This window comes from Vibrio ostreae, from assembly GCF_019226825.1.
GTDB lineage: Bacteria > Pseudomonadota > Gammaproteobacteria > Enterobacterales > Vibrionaceae > Vibrio > Vibrio ostreae.
Window position 1 is genome coordinate 482,289 of record NZ_CP076643.1, and the last position, 21,007, is coordinate 503,295.

The 21,007-nt window shown below is 45.3% G+C and carries 12 protein-coding genes and 2 pseudogenes; 12 read left to right on the forward strand and 2 right to left on the reverse strand.

Features of this window, described 5'->3' with window-relative positions:
* Nucleotides 1–83: 83 nt before the first annotated feature.
* The 7 genes and pseudogenes from KNV97_RS08540 (at nucleotide 84) to KNV97_RS08570 (ending at nucleotide 9,253) form a co-directional block, all read left to right on the forward strand.
* Nucleotides 84–1,092: pseudogene (locus KNV97_RS08540) on the forward strand (LacI family DNA-binding transcriptional regulator).
* Nucleotides 1,093–1,109: 17 nt separating this feature from the next.
* Nucleotides 1,110–2,354 (forward strand): ABC transporter substrate-binding protein, encoded by a 1,245-nt coding sequence (locus KNV97_RS08545; protein ID WP_218563403.1) that lies wholly within the window; start codon nucleotides 1,110–1,112, stop codon nucleotides 2,352–2,354.
* Nucleotides 2,355–2,410: 56 nt separating this feature from the next.
* The gene (locus KNV97_RS08550; RefSeq protein ID WP_136482913.1) at nucleotides 2,411–3,397 is read left to right on the forward strand and encodes a carbohydrate ABC transporter permease; all 987 of its coding nucleotides are present in this window, start codon (nucleotides 2,411–2,413) and stop codon (nucleotides 3,395–3,397) included.
* Between the two features lie 37 nt (nucleotides 3,398–3,434).
* On the forward strand, nucleotides 3,435–4,295 hold the full coding sequence (locus KNV97_RS08555) for a carbohydrate ABC transporter permease (RefSeq protein ID WP_136483189.1): 861 nt from the start codon (nucleotides 3,435–3,437) through the stop codon (nucleotides 4,293–4,295).
* A gap of 20 nt (nucleotides 4,296–4,315) precedes the next feature.
* Nucleotides 4,316–5,666, forward strand: a pseudogene (locus tag KNV97_RS08560) (GH1 family beta-glucosidase).
* Nucleotides 5,666–6,757 (forward strand): ABC transporter ATP-binding protein, encoded by a 1,092-nt coding sequence (locus tag KNV97_RS08565; RefSeq protein ID WP_136482917.1) that lies wholly within the window; start codon nucleotides 5,666–5,668, stop codon nucleotides 6,755–6,757. The pseudogene KNV97_RS08560 and the gene KNV97_RS08565 overlap by 1 nt, the downstream one beginning before the upstream one ends.
* Before the next feature lie 81 nt (nucleotides 6,758–6,838).
* The gene (locus KNV97_RS08570) at nucleotides 6,839–9,253 is read left to right on the forward strand and encodes a GH36-type glycosyl hydrolase domain-containing protein (protein WP_218562892.1); all 2,415 of its coding nucleotides are present in this window, start codon (nucleotides 6,839–6,841) and stop codon (nucleotides 9,251–9,253) included.
* Nucleotides 9,254–9,285: 32 nt separating this feature from the next.
* Here the strand turns inward: KNV97_RS08570 and KNV97_RS08575 are convergent, their stop codons facing one another.
* On the reverse strand, nucleotides 9,286–10,233 hold the full coding sequence (locus tag KNV97_RS08575) for an aldose 1-epimerase (protein WP_218562893.1): 948 nt from the start codon (nucleotides 10,231–10,233) through the stop codon (nucleotides 9,286–9,288).
* Nucleotides 10,234–10,299: 66 nt separating this feature from the next.
* Between KNV97_RS08575 and KNV97_RS08580 the strand changes: the two genes are divergently transcribed.
* Both KNV97_RS08580 and KNV97_RS08585 read left to right on the forward strand, forming a co-directional pair.
* Nucleotides 10,300–13,380 (forward strand): GH116 family glycosyl hydrolase, encoded by a 3,081-nt coding sequence (locus tag KNV97_RS08580; protein WP_218562894.1) that lies wholly within the window; start codon nucleotides 10,300–10,302, stop codon nucleotides 13,378–13,380.
* Between the two features lie 110 nt (nucleotides 13,381–13,490).
* Nucleotides 13,491–14,510, forward strand: coding sequence for a LacI family DNA-binding transcriptional regulator (locus tag KNV97_RS08585; RefSeq protein WP_136482926.1), 1,020 nt, complete (start codon nucleotides 13,491–13,493; stop codon nucleotides 14,508–14,510).
* Between the two features lie 71 nt (nucleotides 14,511–14,581).
* Here KNV97_RS08585 and KNV97_RS08590 read toward each other — a convergent pair whose 3' ends face one another.
* Nucleotides 14,582–16,921 (reverse strand): glycoside hydrolase family 9 protein, encoded by a 2,340-nt coding sequence (locus tag KNV97_RS08590; RefSeq protein WP_136482928.1) that lies wholly within the window; start codon nucleotides 16,919–16,921, stop codon nucleotides 14,582–14,584.
* Between the two features lie 543 nt (nucleotides 16,922–17,464).
* Between KNV97_RS08590 and KNV97_RS08595 the strand changes: the two genes are divergently transcribed.
* The 3 genes from KNV97_RS08595 to KNV97_RS08605 all read left to right on the forward strand — a co-directional run bounded on the left by KNV97_RS08595 (nucleotide 17,465) and on the right by KNV97_RS08605 (nucleotide 20,692).
* On the forward strand, nucleotides 17,465–18,076 hold the full coding sequence (locus tag KNV97_RS08595; protein ID WP_168796930.1) for a family 16 glycosylhydrolase: 612 nt from the start codon (nucleotides 17,465–17,467) through the stop codon (nucleotides 18,074–18,076).
* A 38-nt stretch (nucleotides 18,077–18,114) separates the two neighbouring features.
* Complete coding sequence (locus KNV97_RS08600) at nucleotides 18,115–19,335, forward strand: putative glycoside hydrolase (RefSeq protein WP_218562895.1); 1,221 nt, start codon at nucleotides 18,115–18,117, stop codon at nucleotides 19,333–19,335.
* Nucleotides 19,336–19,501: 166 nt separating this feature from the next.
* A complete protein-coding gene (locus KNV97_RS08605; protein WP_136482934.1) occupies nucleotides 19,502–20,692 on the forward strand; it encodes a carbohydrate porin in 1,191 nt (396 codons plus the stop codon).
* Nucleotides 20,693–21,007: the final 315 nt, after the last annotated feature.

A 21,007-nucleotide genomic window follows, 5' to 3' on the forward strand; every position in this document is an offset into this window, starting at 1 on the left:
GGTTTGCCGTGATGAATCTCACAATCCACGGAGACAGGATCCGAAATACTCTGTCTGTAAGCGATTTCAAGCATGAGGTTCTTTTGGTCACGATTAAGCATGTATCAGAACTTGCAGGTGTTTCCCAAGCAACGGTTTCAAGAGTGGTCAACGGGACAACGCGCGTAAGTCACGATAAGAAATTGAAAGTTGAGAAAGCGATTAAAGAGCTTGGATATCGACCTAATTCAATAGCTCAGGCGTTAGCATCCAGCCGAACCGGTAGCGTTGGTGTCGTGGTGCCTGAACTGGGGGGGCTCGTTCTTTTCAGGGATTTTGCAGAGTATCGAAGGCCATTTGCGCCGTTTAGGTTATCACGCCGTGGTTACCGCGGGATCTAACACCGAGCAAGGTCAGCGAGAGTCAGTCGAATTTTTACTGGGTCGTCGGGTGGATGCATTGATCCTGCATACTCAGCAGCTGTGTGATGATTATCTGATTGCGTTAGAAGCGAAAGGGATTCCGATAGTCCTTATTAACCGAGTGATACCGGAAATGCAGGCCAGTTGCATCGATATCGATAATGAAGAGGGAGCTAGGCTGGCCACTCAGTATCTATTGCAGAAGGGACACAAGCGCATTGCATGTATTACCGGTCCTTTGGATAAGTCCGATGCACGGGGGCGTTTGCAAGGCTACAGGCGCGCTTTAGAGGAGGCCGGGCTGGTATATAACCCGGCGATTGTTTCTGAAGCGAGTTTTACCGAAGAAACCGGAGTCAGTGCCATGCAGAAACTGCTGCGAAGAGGGGGGCATTTTACAGCCGTCTTTGCCTCAAATGACCATATGGCTTTTGGGGCGTTTGAAGTATTAAAAAGGGAAGGATTCTCGGTTCCTGAGGATGTTTCACTGGTGGGGTTCGATAATGTTCTGTTTGCTCGTTATCTCACGCCAGGCTTAACCACGGTCAATTTTCCAATCGAGGAAATGAGCATCGAGGCCGTACAGTTAACCATTCAAAAACTAAGTAAAAATAAATGCGATGTGAATTTCCAACTGTCACCAGTTTTGGTGGTGAGAAATTCCGTGAAGGATTTACTAAAAACGTTATAAATTATTAAGGATGTATGATGAAACTTAAGACTCTTCTGCTATCCAGCGCAGCGGCATTTGGGCTCGTTGCCACTGCGACTGCGGCCAATGAACCGATTCGCTTTGACGGATTCCCTGATTTCGACAGTAGCTTAAAAGTGCTTCTCCCCGACTTTGAAAAAAAGACCGGCATCAAAGTAGATTACCTGATGAATAATCATGGTGATCACCATACCAAGTTAACCACCAACCTCGCGACTGGGTCCGGTGCAGGGGATGTGATTGTGGTGGATGTTGAAAAAATTGGCCCTTTTGTCGCCTCTGGCGGGCTGGTCAATTTATCCAAACAGTATCAGGCCGACCAGTATAAAGAACGGTTCGCTCCTTATGCCTGGGCGCAAGGCAAGGGCGCGGATGGCGATATGTACGGCATTCCGGTCGATTTGGGGCCAGGTGTCATGTATTACCGCACCGATATCTTTAAACAAGCCGGGTTAGATATCAATGAAGTGCTCAAAAGTTGGGATTCTTATATCGCGGCGGGTGAGAAACTTAAGCAGCTGAATATTCAGCTTATTCCGTCAGCAGCTGACGTCGCTCAGGCGATTATTTTTACTACTGTGCCTGAGGGCGAAGGCCTTTACTTTGATAAAGACGGTAACCCGGTTGTCACCTCTGAGCGTTTTGTGAATGCGTTTAAAATCGCGAAAGAGATTCGCGATAAAGGGTTGGATGGTCGCATTCTGGCGTGGTCAAACGAATGGTACGAAGGTTTTCGTAAAGGTACATTCGCGACTCAGCTTTCGGGTGCATGGCTGCTAGGTCACTTGCAGAATTGGATTGCTCCGGAGACCAAAGGAAAGTGGGCCGTGTCACATTTGCCTAACGGAATTTATGGCAGCTGGGGTGGCTCCTTTTTATCGATACCAAAACAATCGTCACATCAGGATGAAGCTTGGGAATTGATTAAATATATGACGACTGAACGTGATGTCCAACTGAAACATTTTTCTACGATTGCGGCATTCCCTGCCAATACGACCACTTATGATGACGACATGTTTAAAGAGCATATTGAGTTTTTGGGTGGCCAACAAGCGAGATTACTGTTTGCCGAAGTGGCGAAAAATATCAAGCCTGTCCAGCCATCAAAAGGCGACCACATCGCTCGTTCCATTGTATTAGAAAATGCACTAATGGAAGTATTGGATGAAGATAAGGATATAAAAACGGCGCTTAAAGAAGCCGAACGTCTAATTAAGCGCCGTACGCGTAATCTATAAGAATCAGTGCTCAGGGAACCTTAAATTATCGGTTCCCTGGGCAAGAGGTCGTTATTATGAATTTCTCACAAAGTAAAACGATGGAAGGTGTATCGGATAAGCGTTTTTTTCATTTAAATTTGAAAGCGCTTACACCCTACGGTTTCTTGTTGCCATTTTTATGTATATTTTCCGTGTTTGGCATTTTTCCTTTACTGTTTTCGGTCTATCTTTCCTTTCACGCCTGGAATCCGGTGGAAGGTTTGGATGCAATGAAATACGTTGGGCTTGAGAATTATCAAGTAGCGCTTACCGACCCATGGCTGTGGCGCTCACTGAAAAATACCTTTTGGCTGGCAATTACATCGGGTGTGGCGCAGCATTTAATTGCGATTCCTGTCGCCTATATTCTCGTTTCTATGGGTGACCGTTTGCGTCACTGGCTTACCTCGGCGTATTTTTTACCTTATATTACCTCGACCGTCGCCGCATCACTGATATTTTTTAATATGTACTCACCCAGTACAGGCATTATTAACCAAACATTAGTTGCGCTGGCTGACAGCTCTTGGTTTGGTTGGGCTTTTGCGTGGGTGAATGATTTCCAGCCTATCCGCTGGTTGGATGATGCGACTCTGGTGAAACCTTCTATCGCGATTATGGTGTTCTGGAAATATACCGGTTTTAATATTGTCCTTTACACTACAGGTCTAATGACTATTCCTAAGGATATATTAGAAGCGGCACGCATGGATGGCGCCAATGCCTTCCGCCGTTTCTGGAATGTATCTTTACCTATGATCCGTCCTTTTATCTTCTTCGCTGTAACCATGACCATTATCGGTAACCTACAGCTATTTGAAGAACCTTTTGTTCTGACTCGCGGTACCGGTGGTACCGGCCAATCTGGACTGACCATTTCGATGTATTTGTACAAAGTGGGTTGGGAATGGCTCGAGATGGGTACAGCTTCGGCCATTTCCTGGCTGCTGTTTGCCCTGATTGCAACCTGTACCATGATTCAATTTTTCTTTTTTGGTAAGAAAGGCTTAGGGGAACAATAAGATGCCAGTTAACGCTCTTAACACTAATACTTCAGTGATGCTCGCATTAAAGCCAAGTGACAGGTCAGTTGAAGTTTTCACAAAAGTACTGTTGGTTATATTAGGTGTGATTCTGATCGTTTCTGCCATCGTAACGATATTTCCTTTTGTTTGGTCGGCATTGTTATCCACACGGGATCGGACGGAAATTTTTGGATCCGGGATTAGTTTTGCTATCGGAGACAGCCTGGCAATCAACTACGAGAAGCTAAAAGAAATCATGCCATTCTGGCAGGCGATGTTTAATTCAATTTATGTCGCTTTCCTTGGTACCACTATTTCGCTGTTGTTTTGTAGTATGGGTGGTTATGCATTTGGTGTATTTCAGTTCAAAGGAAAAAAACTGCTGTTTGGCATGTTGGTTGGTTCAATGATGATACCGCCGGTATTGAGCTTAATTCCTTACTTTATGATTATTAAGTTTATTGGTTTGTTGGATAACCATATTGCGGTTTGGCTGCCGTTTACTACGACTCCATTTGGTATTTTTTTGATGCGTCAGCATGTGGTGGCTTCTATTCCCAAAGAACTATTAGAGGCAGCTAAATTGGATGGTGCCGGACAGATAAGAACATATTGGAGTGTGGTGCTTCCCTTAATGAAGCCGGCATTGGCGACATTGGCCATTGTGCAGTTCGTTTTCTTCTGGAATATGTTTATGCAGCCGTTAGTGGTGTTGACGACGCCGGAAAATTACGTCATTACCCAGGCACTGAGAAGTGTTCAAGGCATCCCTAATACGCCGTGGGGAGCGGTGATGCTCGGTACGACAATTTCGATATTACCTCTGGTAGTTGCCTATTTGTTTGCTTCTAAACAGATGATCAGTGGTCTCACTTCTGGTGCGGTAAAAGGTTAGATTTTTTAAAGGTTAAGACAATGAATAAATATGAACTTCCTCAGGCTTCTCAGTTACGTAACAGAGACTTTGTATTCGGTGTCGCCACATCATCTTATCAGATTGAAGGTGGTGTGGCGGAAGGAGGGCGAACGCCATCGATATGGGATACCTTCTGCCGCAAGCCGGGTAAAGTCGACAAAGGGGATAATGGTGATATCGCTTGTGATCATTATCATCTGTGGAAACAAGATATTGAAATGATCGCCAGTCTGGGGGTCGATGCTTACCGTTTCTCTATTGCCTGGCCGCGTATCATGCCACAGGACGGGGTAGTGAATCAGGAGGGGCTGGACTTTTATGAGCAGATCATTAATGAGTGTCATGCACAGGGTATGCAAGTTTATGTCACTCTCTATCACTGGGATCTGCCTCAGTACTTAGAAGATAAAGGGGGGATGGCTGAATCGTGAGACTGCCTATAAATTTGCTCACTATGCGGATGTCGTCAGTCAGTATTTTGGCAACAAAATCGACGTTTATACCACCTTGAACGAACCGTTTGTTGCTTCGTTTTTAGGATACCGCTGGGGGATTCATGCTCCGGGGATTGAAGGCGAGCGTGAGGGATTTTTAGCATCACACCACATGATGCTAGGACACGGATTAGCTATGCCTGTGTTACGTAATAACGCGCCAGCCTCGAAACATGGCGTGGTGTTTAATGCCTCACCGGCCTATCCCTATTCTGAACACGATCAGGGGGCTGCCGACTATTCCGACGCAGAGAACTATCACTGGTTTATTGACCCTGTTCTTAAAGGCGAATACCCGCGTCTGGTGGTTGAGAAAGAGTCGGCCAATATGCCGATGATTCTGCAAGGCGATCTGGAGATTATGTCTGCACCTGTTGATTATATTGGCATCAATTATTACACCCGAAATGTGGTGCGATTTAATGACCAGGGTGATATCGAAACGGTCAAGCAAAGCCAGAATGAACATACCTACATTGATTGGGAAATCTATCCACAAGGGTTAACGGATCTGCTGGTACGTTTAAAAGAGCGTTACCCGAATTTGCCGCCTCTTTATGTCACCGAAAATGGTGCCGCTGGTGATGACCAGTGCGTTGATGGTCACGTCAATGATGAGCAGCGGGTGCGTTATTTCCAGCAACACCTTTGCGCGGTGGACGAAGCCATTCGGTCAGGGGTGCAAATTGATGGCTATTTTGCATGGAGTCTAATGGATAATTTCGAATGGGCATTTGGTTATTGTCAACGCTTTGGAATGGTTTACGTCGATTATGAAACGCAAAAAAGAACACTTAAACAAAGTGCTATTGCTTATCAAAATATGTTGTTAGAACGCACTGAGGAGAATAAGTAATGGCTCGAGTCGAATTCAGAAATATTCAGAAGTCTTTTGGTAATGTCGATGTGGTTAAACACTTTAACTTTACCGTGCAGGATGGCGAATTTGTGGTTTTTCTTGGTCCTTCCGGTTGTGGCAAATCAACCACACTCCGCATGCTGGCTGGTTTGGAAAGTATATCATCGGGCGATATCTATGTCGGCGACAAGTTGATCAATAAAGTGGACGCGAAAGACAGAGACTTGGCCATGGTCTTTCAAAGTTACGCGCTCTATCCGCATATGACCGTGTATGAAAACATTGCGTTTGCTCTCAAACTGAAAGGGATGAAGAAAGCGGATATTGATGTTGAGGTGCGCAAGGCGGCCAAGATGCTTGAGCTTGAGCCGCTGCTTGACCGTAAGCCGAAAGCGTTATCGGGAGGTCAAAGGCAACGGGTCGCGATGGGACGAGCCATGGTGCGCACGCCCAAGGTGTTTTTATTCGATGAACCACTCTCGAATCTCGATGCTAAACTGCGCGGCGTGATGCGTGAAGAAATTAAGCAACTGCATCGTAAGTTAAAAACCACCACCATCTACGTGACTCATGACCAAATTGAGGCGATGACATTAGCGGATCGTATTGTCATTCTCAAAGATGGTTATGTGGCTCAGGTTGGCACGCCAACCGAAGTATTCCAACGTCCGGAAAATAAATTTGTGGCCCAGTTTATCGGTAATCCTTCGATGAATATGCTCGATGCCAAATTGAGCAGTGCCGGTCATGAGTTTTTGGTTGAATTGGGCGATGTTGCTATTCCGCTTCCGGATCGATTTAAAGCACATGCGTCGAAAAACTTGGCACTACATTTAGGGATCCGTCCCACAGATGTTCACTTACGTGCTGAACATATAGATCACGACCGTGTGTTACCGATTACGGTAAAAGTCATTGATAAAGAGCTATTGGGCGCAAGTATTCTGTTGAGAACAGAAATTGCCGGTCAACCTCTGATGGTAGAGACCCAGTCGGCAGAAGTGATGCAAGATGAGTTAACTCTCTATTTAGATCTGGATGCTATTCATTTATTTGATGCATTAAGTGAAAACTCTTTGGCCAGTTAATACGGTTCTTTAGAGCAATAATATAAATGGAAAAATACTAAATAGCTTCTTCTGTTCGGGAAGAGGCTAGGGATAGTGACGATGAAATTTGGATATTTTGACGATAATAATAAAGAATATGTCGCAACCACACCTTGCACTCCGATTAAATGGTGTAATTACGTGGGCACGTTAAATTTTGGTGGTTTAGTGGATAGCAATGGCGGGGTGCTGCTTTGTAAGGGCGATCCTGCGCTCAACCGCATTACTAAATATATAGCTCAGTTGCCCAATTCGGATTTTAAAGGCTCGACGCTCTACTTGAAAGTACGGACCAAAGACGGTCAGGAAACCGTGTTCTCACCGTTTTATACCCCGACACTCAAGACGTTGGATAAATTTGAGAACCACACCGGCTTATCGTATACCACGATAGTGTCTGAGGCCTATGGCGTTCGCTGTGAAAGTACCTTTTTCGTACCGAGACAAGATCCGGTATTGCTGCAAGATATTAAAGTGACCAATATCTCGGATACAGAGCTGCACATTGATGTGGTTCCTGTATTTGAGTTCACTCACTTTGATGCACTTAAGCAGTTGGTGAATGCTGACTGGGTGCCTCAGACCATGATCGTAAAGGCGCACCCGCAGCAAAGTGGTCATACAGTGCTGGAGCAGTACGCCTTTATGAAGCGCGATTATGCGGTGAACCTGATGACGGCCGATCGTCCTGCCAGTTCATTTGATGGAGATCGTCAGCGATTTCTCGGCAATCGCGGATATGCAAGCTGGGCTGCGCCGCAAGCGCTGAATCAGCCGGAACTGACGAACAGCGAGTGCTTACGCGGTGATAACATCGGCGCTCTGAACCTGCGCATTGGTTGGTTGGCACCAGAACGTACCGAGCGTACCGTGGTGCAACTTACCCAAATGGAGAGTCTGGCCGCTGCTCAACCGTTACTGGATAAGTACCGCGACCATAGTGAGGTTGACCGCGCTTTTGCTGAACTGGCAGAGTTCTGGCAGGATTATCTCGCGACGATCCAGGTTGAGACGCCTGATCCTGCGATGAACTCAATGCTCAATGTGCATAATCCGCGTCAATGTCATACCACCAAAAACTGGTCACGATATCTGTCACTTTACCAGTTAGGTTATGGCGCTCGTGGCATCGGATTTCGCGATTCTTCACAAGATATTCTTGGCGTCATTGCACATATGCCGGATGAGGCACGGCAGTTTATTGAGCGTCTGCTCTCGGTACAAAATATCGATGGCTCAGCGATGCATCAATTTTTTCCCTCAACCATGGAAGCGAATGGGGGTGATTCACGCGAAGAAGAGGACCGTCCCGACTACTACGGTGATGACCACTTGTGGATCATTTATTCAGTGACTCAATATGTTAAAGAGACGGGCGACGCCGACTTCTTGAATAAAGTTATTCCTTTCTATCAGAAAGATAAGCAAGGCAATGCGATTGAATCGGCGACAGTATGGCAACATTTGTGCCGTGCGATAGCGTTTACTCAGGCTAACACCGGCCAGCATGGCTTGCCGTTGCTTGGTTTCGCAGATTGGAACGATACCGTCAATTTGCCGACCGGGGCAGAATCACTGATGGTTGCCAATATGTACGGTAAAGCGCTGTTAGATATGCTTGATTTGTGCCAATTGCGGGACGAAGTGTCATTGGCAGAGCACTATCAGGCGCAGTACACACATATGCAACGGATTGTGAATCAATGTGGTTGGGATGGGCAGTGGTTTGTGCGTTATTTTGATGAAGAGGGAGCGCCGATTGGTTCTCATCGCAATCAGCAAGGACAAATTTACACCAATGGCCAAAGTTGGCCGGTTATTTCCGGGTTCGCGACTGCGGAGCGCGCGCGCCAGGCCCTCGATTCTGTTTATGCAAAACTCAATACTGCGCACGGGATTAAATTGTCGACCCCTGGTTACCAAGGGTTTGATCCTGATCTTGGCGGCGTTTCTACCTATCCGCCCGGGGCGAAGGAAAATGGCGGCATATTCTTACATTCCAACCCATGGGTGATGATCGCTGAAGCCAAAATGGGTAATGGTGACCGAGCTTACGAGTACTACCGCCAAATCAACCCGGCTTCAAAGAACGATCAGATAGAGGCTTTTGAATCGGAGCCGTACTGCTATCCGCAAAATATCCTGGGTGATGAGCATCCACAATTTGGTTTGGGACGTAATGCCTGGTTGTCGGGTACCTCCTCGTGGACCTATATCGCGGGTACGCAGTGGATCTTGGGCATCCGTCCAGACATTGATGGTCTGGTGATTGATCCTTGTATCCCGACGGATTGGCCTGAGTTTAAGGTTTGTCGCCAATTTCGCGGTGCACGTTACCACATCCATGTCGTTAATCCGCACCAAGTCAGTAAAGGCGTTGCCGAGATGCAAGTGGACGGGGTTACAGTGCAAGGCAATAAAGCACCGATCTTCACCGAAGGGGAGCACCACATTCAGATCGTACTAGGTGAATAAGTAAAGGGCACCTGAGTGCCCTGACGATGTGATTAATACGGTTTGTAGATAGCCTGGCACTGCCAACGGAAGCTTTGCTGCTGATGCGGTGCCAGGTGTATCAAACCCAGTTGATTGTTAAAGGCATCGGCGGGACAGGTCATGGGTTCAATCGCAATCGATGATTCATCACTTGGTGTGTAGAGTTGAAGGTAGGGATAATTCGAGTCTTGTTGATAAAGCAGTGCAGCGCGTTGATCGTGGCGCTGCAGAGCCAAATCAATCGATTGATCCCCTTTGAATAAAAAGCAGTGATTGAGGGACTGATTGTTAAGAGTTGCGCCCTCGACAAAGCGAGAGCAGGGTTGTAAGTCCCCGCTGGGAAGATCGTCCACATGCTTGACCTCGTGGCAGGCCGGCATGGTCAGGGTACATTGGTTAAGTGGGACTCCCAGGGCAAAATAAGGATGCCATGCGTCTCCGAACGGCAAGGAACATGAACCGTCGTTTCTGACCGTTGTGGTGCAGCTTAGTAAGCCATTAAGCTGTAGTAGGTATCTGATATCAATCTGAAATGCGAAAGGATAACCGGGGTGTAGGCAATCCGTGTTGAAGCGAAGCGTGATTTGGGCGTATTGCTCCGTGGCTTGTGAATCCACCAATTGAAAAGGCTGATTATAGAGTAACCCATGCACAGCATGCTGCGACCATGAGAAGTTGGCGGGTAATTGATAGTGTTTACCTGCGTATTGATAGCGGCCATGTTTGAGGCGATTAGGAAAAGGAAACAGTTTTGCACTGCGGGAATAATAGGGATGTGTGTGGAGTAATTCATCACTATTTTGATAACCGGATATAAATGAGAATGGACTATGGTTAACGATAAATTTATTTATCATCGCACCAAACCCACTGATTATATTTAGCTCTATTCCATGATTAGGGTTGGTTATGATAATGTTTTCCAGTAATCCGAACTGGTGTGTGTTTATTTTAAACATTGTTAATACCTCCATTTTTATCGATATTAACAATTGGTATTAATTATTCAATATTGGACTTCGATTATGATAAATAAAATTCCATATACAAGCTATTCAGGTTGGTCGAGCCAACTCAGCAGTAAAGGTGAGGCAGTTGAATTTCTCCAACCTTGGTACACACCCATATCAACCACCCCGGAAAATACCGGTATGGCTGTGGGCGGAATAGGTTCGACATTTACCTTGACGCCGCAGGGTACTACACCGAATTTTAGTTTTATTCCGGGTATCTATGTGGATAGCTCAGAAGTAAAAATCAATTTTAATGATTTTTATATCTCCGTGATGGATGCTCCAGAAATCGATAATCTTGATATTAGTAATCTGGCTGATCTGCAACGATTCAATGAATTTTATCCAGCTAGTTTTTGCGGTAAGAGGTTAGTGGTTGATGATATCCCGCACACATTAGAACGAATTAGAACCGCACTGAAGAGTTTAGATTTTTATCTGGATAACCAAGAGGCATTTTCTCGTTGGAATATAGCTTTTACTGACCATACTCAACGTTTGATTGCATTGGAACCTAGAGGGTTAAATACTCAGGTTTCGGTGGCAATAGACTTTTTTAATGGTCTGATCATTAATCAATCAGCGCGTGCATTAGCACTGTCGCCACACGGTTTGGGTAGTATTTCCTCAGTGAATCCTGATGCCATTCACTATCAGGCTTTGTACCCCCAGGCTCAGTACCAATATCACAGTTTTGATAAGGTACGCGTTGAGCGCAACGTTGTTTCTCCTATTGTGAAAGGTGATAAAAAACTGTGTTCTTTGCCAGTGCACTGGAATCAGTTTACGTTAACCAACGATTCTGAGAAAACGCAGCGGATTGTATTAGCCCAGCCTTTAGAAAACCTGATAGGTTCTACTTATCAGAAACTTCGTCATGGGATGCAGGATTCGGCCTGTCGCTTAGTGCGGAATACGATAAAACAGTGCCACACCGGCAAGGCAATACACAGTGGTGATGACCGCTTCGTTGGTGTGAGCCTATGCAGTGACTCACCGTATCCCGCTGACATCGAAGGCGAGATGCTGTATGGAGCGGTGGTGAACAGCGCAGATGTGCAATCAGGCAAAGTCGTTGTGTCAGTCAAACCTTCTGTCTATATGGCAAAGTTAGAGCAAGAGTTGATTGCATCACTCAATACTGGTCGTACCAATGCGCATTTTGACGCGGGTACCTACAGTGGCCGAGAGCCGCTGGCAGCCTTGGTCGTGGTTCAAATCGAATTACAACCCGGTGAAACATTCGATCTGCGTTTTTTACAGATCATGGATCACAGTAAAATCTGGTTAGATGACTGGCGCTCAGAAAAAGCGTATTGCCAGTTTTTTACTGAAAAAGAACGCGCCACTCGGATTGCAGAGGAAGTCTTGCCTCAACTGAAGGAGATTGAAGCGCGGATAGTTCAGCAACAAGTCGAGTTACTGGATTCTGCAACCCGGCAGATACAGGATGCGTCATGTGCCACGCGATTTGCCACCATGGCGATGAATACCCTTTCTTTTCTTGCTGAATCAACAGTGTGGGATCGAAACGATCGTTTTTTAGTCAAAGAGTGTGTGGATTATCCGTTTTTTAACTCCCTCGATGTTTACTTCTATGGTTCATTTGCGATTTTATACCTGCTACCAGAGCTTGATGGCAAGGTCATGGAGGCTTTCGCTCAGGCTATTCTGACCCAGGAGGAGACGCCGCGCCGCTATTGGGAGTATGCGGATAGACCCTACGCTGACTTAACGGATCACAAATATGCAGGCGTGCGGGCGGAGTATGGTGCCGTTATTCATGATTTAGGCAGTCCTTTTGACATTAAGCCTGATGCGTATCACTGGCACAATGTGAAAGAGTGGAAAGATCTCGCACCGAAATTCATTTTAATGGTTTACCGTCATTATCAGCAGACAGGTAATAAACACGTCGTTGAGGCCTGCTGGCCAGCAGTGCAAGAGAGCATCAACTATCTGTCCTCTTTGATCGAGGAAGGTGATAGCCTGCCTTTGGTACATGGAACCGATGATACCTTTGACAATCTATCCTCACATGGTATCGCGATTTACTGTGCAAGTTTATGGGCAGCGGGACTCAGAGTGGCCGGCTATTTAGCCGACATCATGGGTGAGCATACCCTGGCGAAGGCATATCAGCAGCGTTCGGAGACATCGCTCGCGATATTGGAACAAAGTTTGTGGGATGAGCGGCAAGGATATTACCACTTCTATGCTACGCCTATCCAAGTGAATCACCTGACCGGAAAGGATTTCCAACCATTAGCAGCGCTGGGACTCCGTCTGTGCGGAGATAAAGTTGCCGATAAGCAGCAATTAAATGATTATCTTAATCAGGTGGATGAAAACAGTCCGCTTTCAAAATATGAGCAGCGATTAACTAAGAAACAGCAGTTACTGGCGACTGCTCCACTGGCTTTTAGCCCTGAATACCAGGTGATGGTACTCGATTCAGAGAACAGTTTTGGTGATGCGCTAATTGCCGATACCTATTTGAAACTGATGGGGCTTGACGGACTTTTCGCGTCAGAAAGGGTGAGCCGGACACTGGATTTTATCTATCAAACCAACTTCCTAAAAAATAGTCCCCATCTTGGTGTGGCCAATATGACACTGGCCGACGGCAGTCCTGATGAGGCGTTTCAAGCGCAAGACGTGTGGGGCGGAGTGCAGTTTAGTCTTGCCAGTGCGTTGAAATTATCCGGTAAAAAACAGCACGCAGAACACTTACTCAATACGGTGTATGAAACGCTTTACCTTTCGGCCAAGATTCCCTTTGCGGCTCCCGAGGGGTTTAACGGGTCATACCAGGTGACAACGCATGATCTGATGGACGTTTTATCGTTGCACGAGACGGATGCGCAAGACTGTTTATACCGGCTGAAAAACATCGATGCGCTCAGAGTTGACGGCCGCGTGAATCCCGATTTGCGTTTCAATAAAGCGGCCTTTGTTCAGGCGTTTGCTTTCGAGGGCATCGATAGTGATCGGATTGAAACACTTTATCAATGGCTAATCCGAAGTAGTATGAAATATACTGCCGGACGTTATTTCAGGCCAGGAATGATATTCGCCTACCTTTATTGTTAATTCTCAGATCGCAAAGGGTTGATTTTAATCAACCCTTTTCTCTTCACTAATCTATAAAGTTATGTTAGAAAAATTGATCAAAATCAGTTTTTAATGCCTCGGGTCTTCACATGGATAGAACAACAAAGAAGAAAGCGCCGACTGCCTACCAAGTAGCTAAAGTGGCTAATGTTTCGCCCAGTACGGTATCACGTTACTTTAACCGCACCTCATATGTCTCGAATGATAAATCGGAAAAAATAGAGGATGCGATCCGCTCGTTAGGCTATAAACCGCAAGTCTATGTTGATAAGTTAGTAAAAACACGCTCCCTGACTATCGGGGTTCTGGTGCAGAATCCAGACAGTCCTTACACGAGTAGTATTTTGATTGATATAGAGAAAGTCCTGGCTGAGCATGGGTACTCAATACTTATGTCGGTCAACAGTTGGCAGGAGAGGCTGGTTTCACACTCTTTAGACTACTTGCTAAAAAGTGATGTGGATGCCCTCATTATTATTTCTGGCAATGTGGATAAAAAACTGATCAAAAAGTGTGCTGATAAAATTCCTGTTGTCGCTGTTGGCTACAACATCGAAGGCGAGAATATCCAATCGATCGCGTTGGATAACATTATGGGAGGATACCTGGCGACGCTGCATTTAATTCAGCTGGGACACGTCAACATTGCTCATTTAAAAGGTTTACCGAATCATGAAGATGCCATCTCTCGATTTGATGGTTATAAAAAATCGCTGTTTGAGGCAGGAATTGAATTTAAGGAAAAACTGGTACTGGAAGGAGACTTTAGTATCAAAACAGGCTATGAAAAGACCGTAGAGCTCATTCAGTCTCAAGTCTATTTCTCGGCAATATTTGCGGCCAATGACCTGACGGCATATGGGGCTATAAAGGCGTTACACGATCACGGTTTAAAAGTGCCGGAAGACATTTCTGTGATTGGTTTTGATGATCTGCCTAGTTCGGCTTACTTTACGCCATCGTTGAGCACGTTGCGCCAGCCATTGGATGAAATAGGCGCTATAAGCGCACGATGCATATTAAAATTATTGTGTGGTGAGGTAGAAACCGTTCGTCTGCCGCCGATCAATTTGATTGCTCGGGAGTCCACTAAATCCCGCTATCGCTAGCAGAGATAAGAAAAAAGCCGAAAATGGTGTCTATTTTCGGCTTTGCCATTGAGATGTCACGGTTTCTCTATTTACTGCACAGCATCCACGCTGTCATCCAAGAAACTGACTGCCCAGAAGAATGGCGCATTCCAGTTGATGGTGATTTCATTCAAGGTCCAAGCTCCGATATCGTCCTTCCAGCAAGTCTGGCCGGTACATTTTCCTTTCATCGCGGATGCGACGGGATCACTGAAGCTGATCGAGTTCGGACCACCGGACATCACGCCAGGGGCTACCATAGGTGATTGAGGATCCGCGGCATGTGCCCAGAAGCGATGGTGTGGATTAAGCAATGGGCGACTGCCGTAGCCGGAAACATAAGATTGATCGAGCGGATTACGGCCTAAGATATAATCCATAGCGTCAATTATAGCGTTGATATACTTAGGATCCTTGGTGAAATCGTAAGCCAAGCCTAAGAAGATACTGCGATTCATTAAATTGGAATTTGAACCCCATGGGTACTCTTTCGTATTGTAGGGAATACGATAGCCTTGTGTGGCAATGGACTGATAATATTTGTCTGCGGTTTGAATAATATTAGCGCGTGCTTTTTCAATATCTTGGGCCGGTAAGCTATTCGGTACGATGGCCAGGGTTAAAGTACCCGCGCTACTGACACCTTGCCAGTACAGATCTCCGGTCGAGTCTATATCTCCTTTCGGCGTACTTAAATAGTAAGGCGATGCTTGAATAAACTGTTTGTATTCTTCTTTACCGGTCGTAACAAATAACTCAGCGGCTGCCCAGTAAAACTCGTCAGCCAGCTGTGTATCATCGTACGGACCTGAGCCGGTGAAGTTGTCGTAAGCATAAATATTGTTGTGTTGCTTAGCGGCTTGCCACGCTTTTTCCGCTGCAGTCAGGCAGCGGTTAGCATAGTTGGGATCTGAGTCTTGCCATACTCGTGCACATTGCGCGGCGGTGGCAGCCAAGTTCAGTGTCGCTGCTGTGGTCGGATGGCTCAGGAAGCGTTCGCGAGGATCCTTGTGTGGAGGTAATGGCATACCGGTCCAGGCATCATCGGCAACCTTGTGAAAAACCATGCCGCCGGCATCAATTTGAGTCAAGGATAACTGGTCCAATTGCTTGGATTGATCACCTACAGGAACCCAAACGGAACTGTTTTCCGGCACTTGCATCGCCATTAAGAAGTCCGTCATCCAACGCGCTTCATCGAGAAGATCGTTGTTGCCGTTTTGATTTTCCGGGATTTTGACTTTACCGTCTTTAAATGCACTGAACTTGGTTGGGTGGGCTTGCTGCTCTCGTTCATAGTAGTTGGTCAGGGTCCATACAGAGATCCCGCCGTTGACCACATATTTGCCATGATCACCTGCGTCATACCAGCCACCGGTCACATCCAGGGTCAGGTTACAACCGGGCCACTGGTTGCCTTTGGCATCGGTTTGATTAAAGCAGGTCACCACTTCCGGCAGATGGCCCGCCGGACGTGCGAGATTAGCTCTTTGGACATACTCGGGAACAATCTCAATGCCGCTGCGTTGCTGATAGAAGAATGATAGCGCATCGTATTTCATATTGTGATAGAGGGTGTTGTCAATCGCAAAAGGATGGCTTCGACTGCCGTCGACTTCAAGAATGGCTTGATGAAGCGGTGTTTGAACCTGACTAAAATTAATCCATTGTACCTGCTCACCGGACGCGTTATTGGTGCCAAAGGGTGTGGTTTGTCCTTTGGCTACCACCTGCTGATTTTCATCCAACAGCTTCCAAGCGACGGGCGACGTGGCTTCAGTCGCCACGGTTGCGTATTTAGGTCCATGCACAAAATAGCCAACTTGGTTCACTCTCACGTCAGCCAGGTTGGTTTCTTTCACATATTCCGGGCCCGATAATTTCACGTCTTTGACACAGACAGTTGTCGGGGATTCGGTGCCCATTTGAAACTGTAATTGGACTTTGTCGTCATTATCTGCAGGCTTAAATGAAAACTGAAAAGGTTTAAGCTCTTGATTTAAAGAAATATCTTTGAGCAAATGAGTTGTGTATGGTGCACCATTGTGCTGCACGAGAGCCTTGACATTCGTTGCCTGCTTCGCCAGCGCACTGAATGTTAATTGGTAATCTTCGCCTTTTTGTAACGCCAGGCCCGATTGGCCGAGGATAACATCCCACGGATTTTGCCCTTGTTGGTTAAAGGTAATGCACCCCATGTTGTCATTTGCAGTCAGCTCCGCACCAGCCGCCCACCAGGAATCGGTGCCTTGTGAAAAGCTGCCATTGGTGAGTAGGTTTTCTCGGTGCTGGCTGGTACCAGCCGATGGCCCTGAATCGACGGCACAGCCACTCAGTCCAATAAAGCCACAACTGAAAAGAGTCACTATACATAAACGTTGTTTATTCATTATAACCTCTGGGATTGTTTAGCAGAAATAATAAGGGTTATCTATTCTGATGACCGTTATAACCTAAATATGCAAGGGTTTAATTAGGTCAATTCACTTAGAAATATAAGTATTTTGATAAAACGACATGTTGCTTAACAATGCAAGCGCTATTTTTTAAACTGTGAAGGTTACAGCTAATTAAATAAGCGATATAAAGAGGATTTTTAAAGATGAATTCATCTTTCAAGAAATCGTTTCATGACGTTTATGGAAGTGTGATTGAATTCATTTTTCTATTTATTTTCCGATAACTCAAATATGTTTTTATGGCTTAGATATAGAAAAAAAATTTTTAATGTCATTAAAGTTGACTCATCGGTCATAGGGACAAAGCTCGATAGTTAGAAGTAGGTGATTGTCATGCACAATGATCGAACGATACATGAGGTTTCATTATTAAGGATGAGGTTAACAATGATTACTACTTTTCGATGCAGTGTGTACGCCATATTACTCAATAGCTTGTTTGTTTCGTCTAGTTTTGCTTTGAATTGGAGTGGAATGAACTGGCAGGTATCAGACGGCTGGAAGAATGAAGGCAGTGAATTTGACTGTACTTGGCAGGCTAACAATGTTTGGCAAGAGGCTGATTTGTTAATTATGCACGCCAAGTCAGAATCTTACGGCAAGAGCTGTTCTGAAATTCGCACTTATGATTATGTCCGCAGGGGGCGCTATGAAGTGGAAATGCAGGCAGGTGCGGTGCCCGGAACCATCAGTTCATTTTTCACTTATGCGGGAGAATCTGGTACAGCGAGCCATTATGAAGTAGATATCGAATTGATGGGCGGGACCAACTTACTCCACACGAACGTATGGATTAGAGGTCAACAGTTTCCCGTTGATATCGATTTAGGTCAATATGGCATGTCAATCTGGAATATGGAGAAATATGCCTTTTCCATTGATGAGTATGGCGTGACGTGGGAGGTTTTTAGCCGCTATCAGAATAAATGGGTTCAAGTTCGAAGAGCGAGTACCAATGTGAGTAGCTATATGCAGCTATTTATTAATAACTGGATCAGTGCTAACCCTCAGTTCCCGCCAAGCTATTATAATGGCTCTCCAGCCTACGCTAAGTATCGTACAGTTAGATTTATTCCTTACGAATGAATGCGATTAAAAAATTGCCAATAATGAGAGTGTACATAATGAATATAATAATTAAAAAGTCGGTTCTTTTCTCTTTATTCCCTCTGATCATTACAGGGTGTAAATTTGATAAAGAGATCGATCATCTGGACGTTCAACCAACGGAGCAATCAAAACTGTTGGGTGTGAATGCCCTCGGATCGGTATCTGCTTGGGTTCAATCAGAAAGTGACGGTTGGAATGTCACGGAGGTCAGTGGTTCACCTGCCAGCATGACCGGTATCAATGCGGTGTTGATTAACAATAACGGGCAAAATGATACAGCCGACATACAGATTTCGGGTACTGGCAGTCATATTTTCATGCTCAAATCTGAATCGGCTATGAATCTGAGTCAGTATCAGTCCGGCTTTTTGCAATTTAAACTCCGAGCTAAAAGTGCTCTGCCGTCATCCATCGTGGTGTCAATTGATAACGAATGGCCAAACAGGAGCAGTTTGGTTGTTTCTGACGCATTAGAGGAATTAGCAGGGGGCGGGCAGTGGGAAACCCTGACTGTGCCAGTACAGTGTTTCCAACCTTTTGATGGTGCCACCGCAATTGATTTAACTAAAGTGGGGACGCCGTTTCATCTCGATGTCCAGCAGCCGTTTGATTACGAGATAACCGACGTAGAATATAGATTGAATGCGGGCACGGACTCCGTCCTGATTAGCTGTGGCTCAGATCCGGCTTCAAGTGGCGTTAATCAACCACCTGCTCTGCAAAGTACGGATATCGCGCTTTACTATTCCGGTGATAAAGCGCAGGCGCAAGATTACTCTTCTGTTTATCCATTGAATAGCTTTGGGTTTGATGTAGCAGAAAACAATCAAGTGATTCACGTTTCATCGTCTGATAATGGCGGCGTTTTTCTTGGAAGCGATAGTGCAGACAAGAATTTTTCTGCAGTTCAGGATAAGTTCATCAGCCTCGACCTGATGGTTAAGAGTTACGGAGAAACCAATGGTATCCAGCTTCGAATGGATGGGATTACTGAAGATTTCAATACATTCTTGACCCTGGATAATGCGATTTTACCCGCTGATAATGAATGGTATCGCTGTCAATTACCGATAGGCTCATTGATCCCACAAGGTAATCTGACTCAAGTTAGAAAAGCGCTATATCTGTCCGGGCCTTGGGATAGCATGAATAATTTGGATTTTTCCTTTACTAATGTTGCCGTCAGAAGCGAAGAGGAGGGCTATAACCCTTCATCCCCATGCGTAAAATTATAATTTTTTTAAATTTCACCATTTATAAGAATATCAATTCTTAATAGAAAAAAACATTAACTGATACAGTTAATGAGTGACATCGCTTTCTCTATAAATTTACTAATAAGTGTATTAATAGCGTTGTCAATTTTAAATAAAAATTACTGTCTAATAATAGGTATAAGAAATGAAAGCGTTAAAATTAATCTCTGCTTGTATTGCTTTGAGTTCTCCATTTTTATCCACCTCTACTCTTGCAGCAAATATAGAAGGTTTCAACTTTACCGGTTACGCTCGATACGGCGGCGCATTTCAAAATAGTGACGAAAAATTAGTAACCACGGCCGGAGCATTGAACGGCAATGCAACCGGTCGCCTGGGAAATGAAAACAACGGCGGAGAATTTGCCCTGTCGAGAACATTTACCAGTGATCAAGGGGCAAAATGGGACATCGTGGTGATGTTTGACCATTACTCTGATGAGTCCTGGGCCCAAAACGGCGGCGTGAAACTGAAAAAAGCTTATGCCAGTGTTACTAACTTCCTGCCTTCACAGCCAGAGTTGCGTGTCTGGGCGGGGCGTGACTTTCATCAGCGACCTCAAACGGATCTCAATGACTATTTTTGGATGACTCATGATGGTCAAGGGGGTGGTTTTTATAATCTGAACTTAGGCGGAGTAAAGCTTGACCTGGGAGGTATAGCGCAGGTTCAAGGCGATATGGTCGGAGACAGCGGTAAATATGGCATTACCTCGAAAATACACGGGATGCGGATTTTTGATAAAGCTGATCTGTCTTTCTATGCAAACTACGGCTTCGCATCTGAGAAAGCCAAAGAACAGCCTTATTATGATACCAAAGCTTATCAGTTGGCAGCGGATCTTTCGATGAATGGACATCAGTTATTATTCCGTTATTCGAATAATGCCAAAGATAGTGTGTTTGATCTGGTTGAAGATCAGGAAGCCTGGTTAGTGAGTTACAATGGTAAAACCGATTTTTCTGACAAAGCCGGAGTACAGTATTTAGCTGCTTATCAGTTCCTGGATGTCGCCGATTATAATGATCGAGCGAACTACAACGTAATTATCAGACCAACGTATGCGTGGGACAGTATTAATTCCACCTGGATTGAGGGTGGTTACAGCATCGTGGATTATAAAGATGTTGATGCCACAAACTCTTCATGGAAAATAACTGTTTCGCAAAACATTGCCATCGGCTCTCAAACTTGGGCACGTCCGATGTTACGTTTCTATACCACAGTGGGCAGTGCAGACAATGAATATGTTGGTTTTGATTCTGCCACGGGTGAAATGCAGTCAACTCGTCTCGATACGCTCACCTTCGGCGCAATGTTTGAAGCTTGGTGGTAAATGATATTGAACCATGAAGGTGGCTAGAACCAGCCTGATGTCATCGGCCGTGGTCAAGTTAAATCTGGCACTTGATCCCGGCCTAGTCTGCTCTATTGCTCAATACCGTTCCATTGCTCAATGCCGTATGGATGCAAGCTTCGGTGTCTTTTTGTCTGATACTCTTTCTCTTCTGATATGCTGTGATTGCCATTTCATTGAAGCATCAAATGTCGACCTATTAAATTAAAATACAATTAATACAGTATGTTAATTTATTCATGAAACTAATGTGATCGGCTTCGAGTCGCTCACTCATCTACCACCGACATGCAT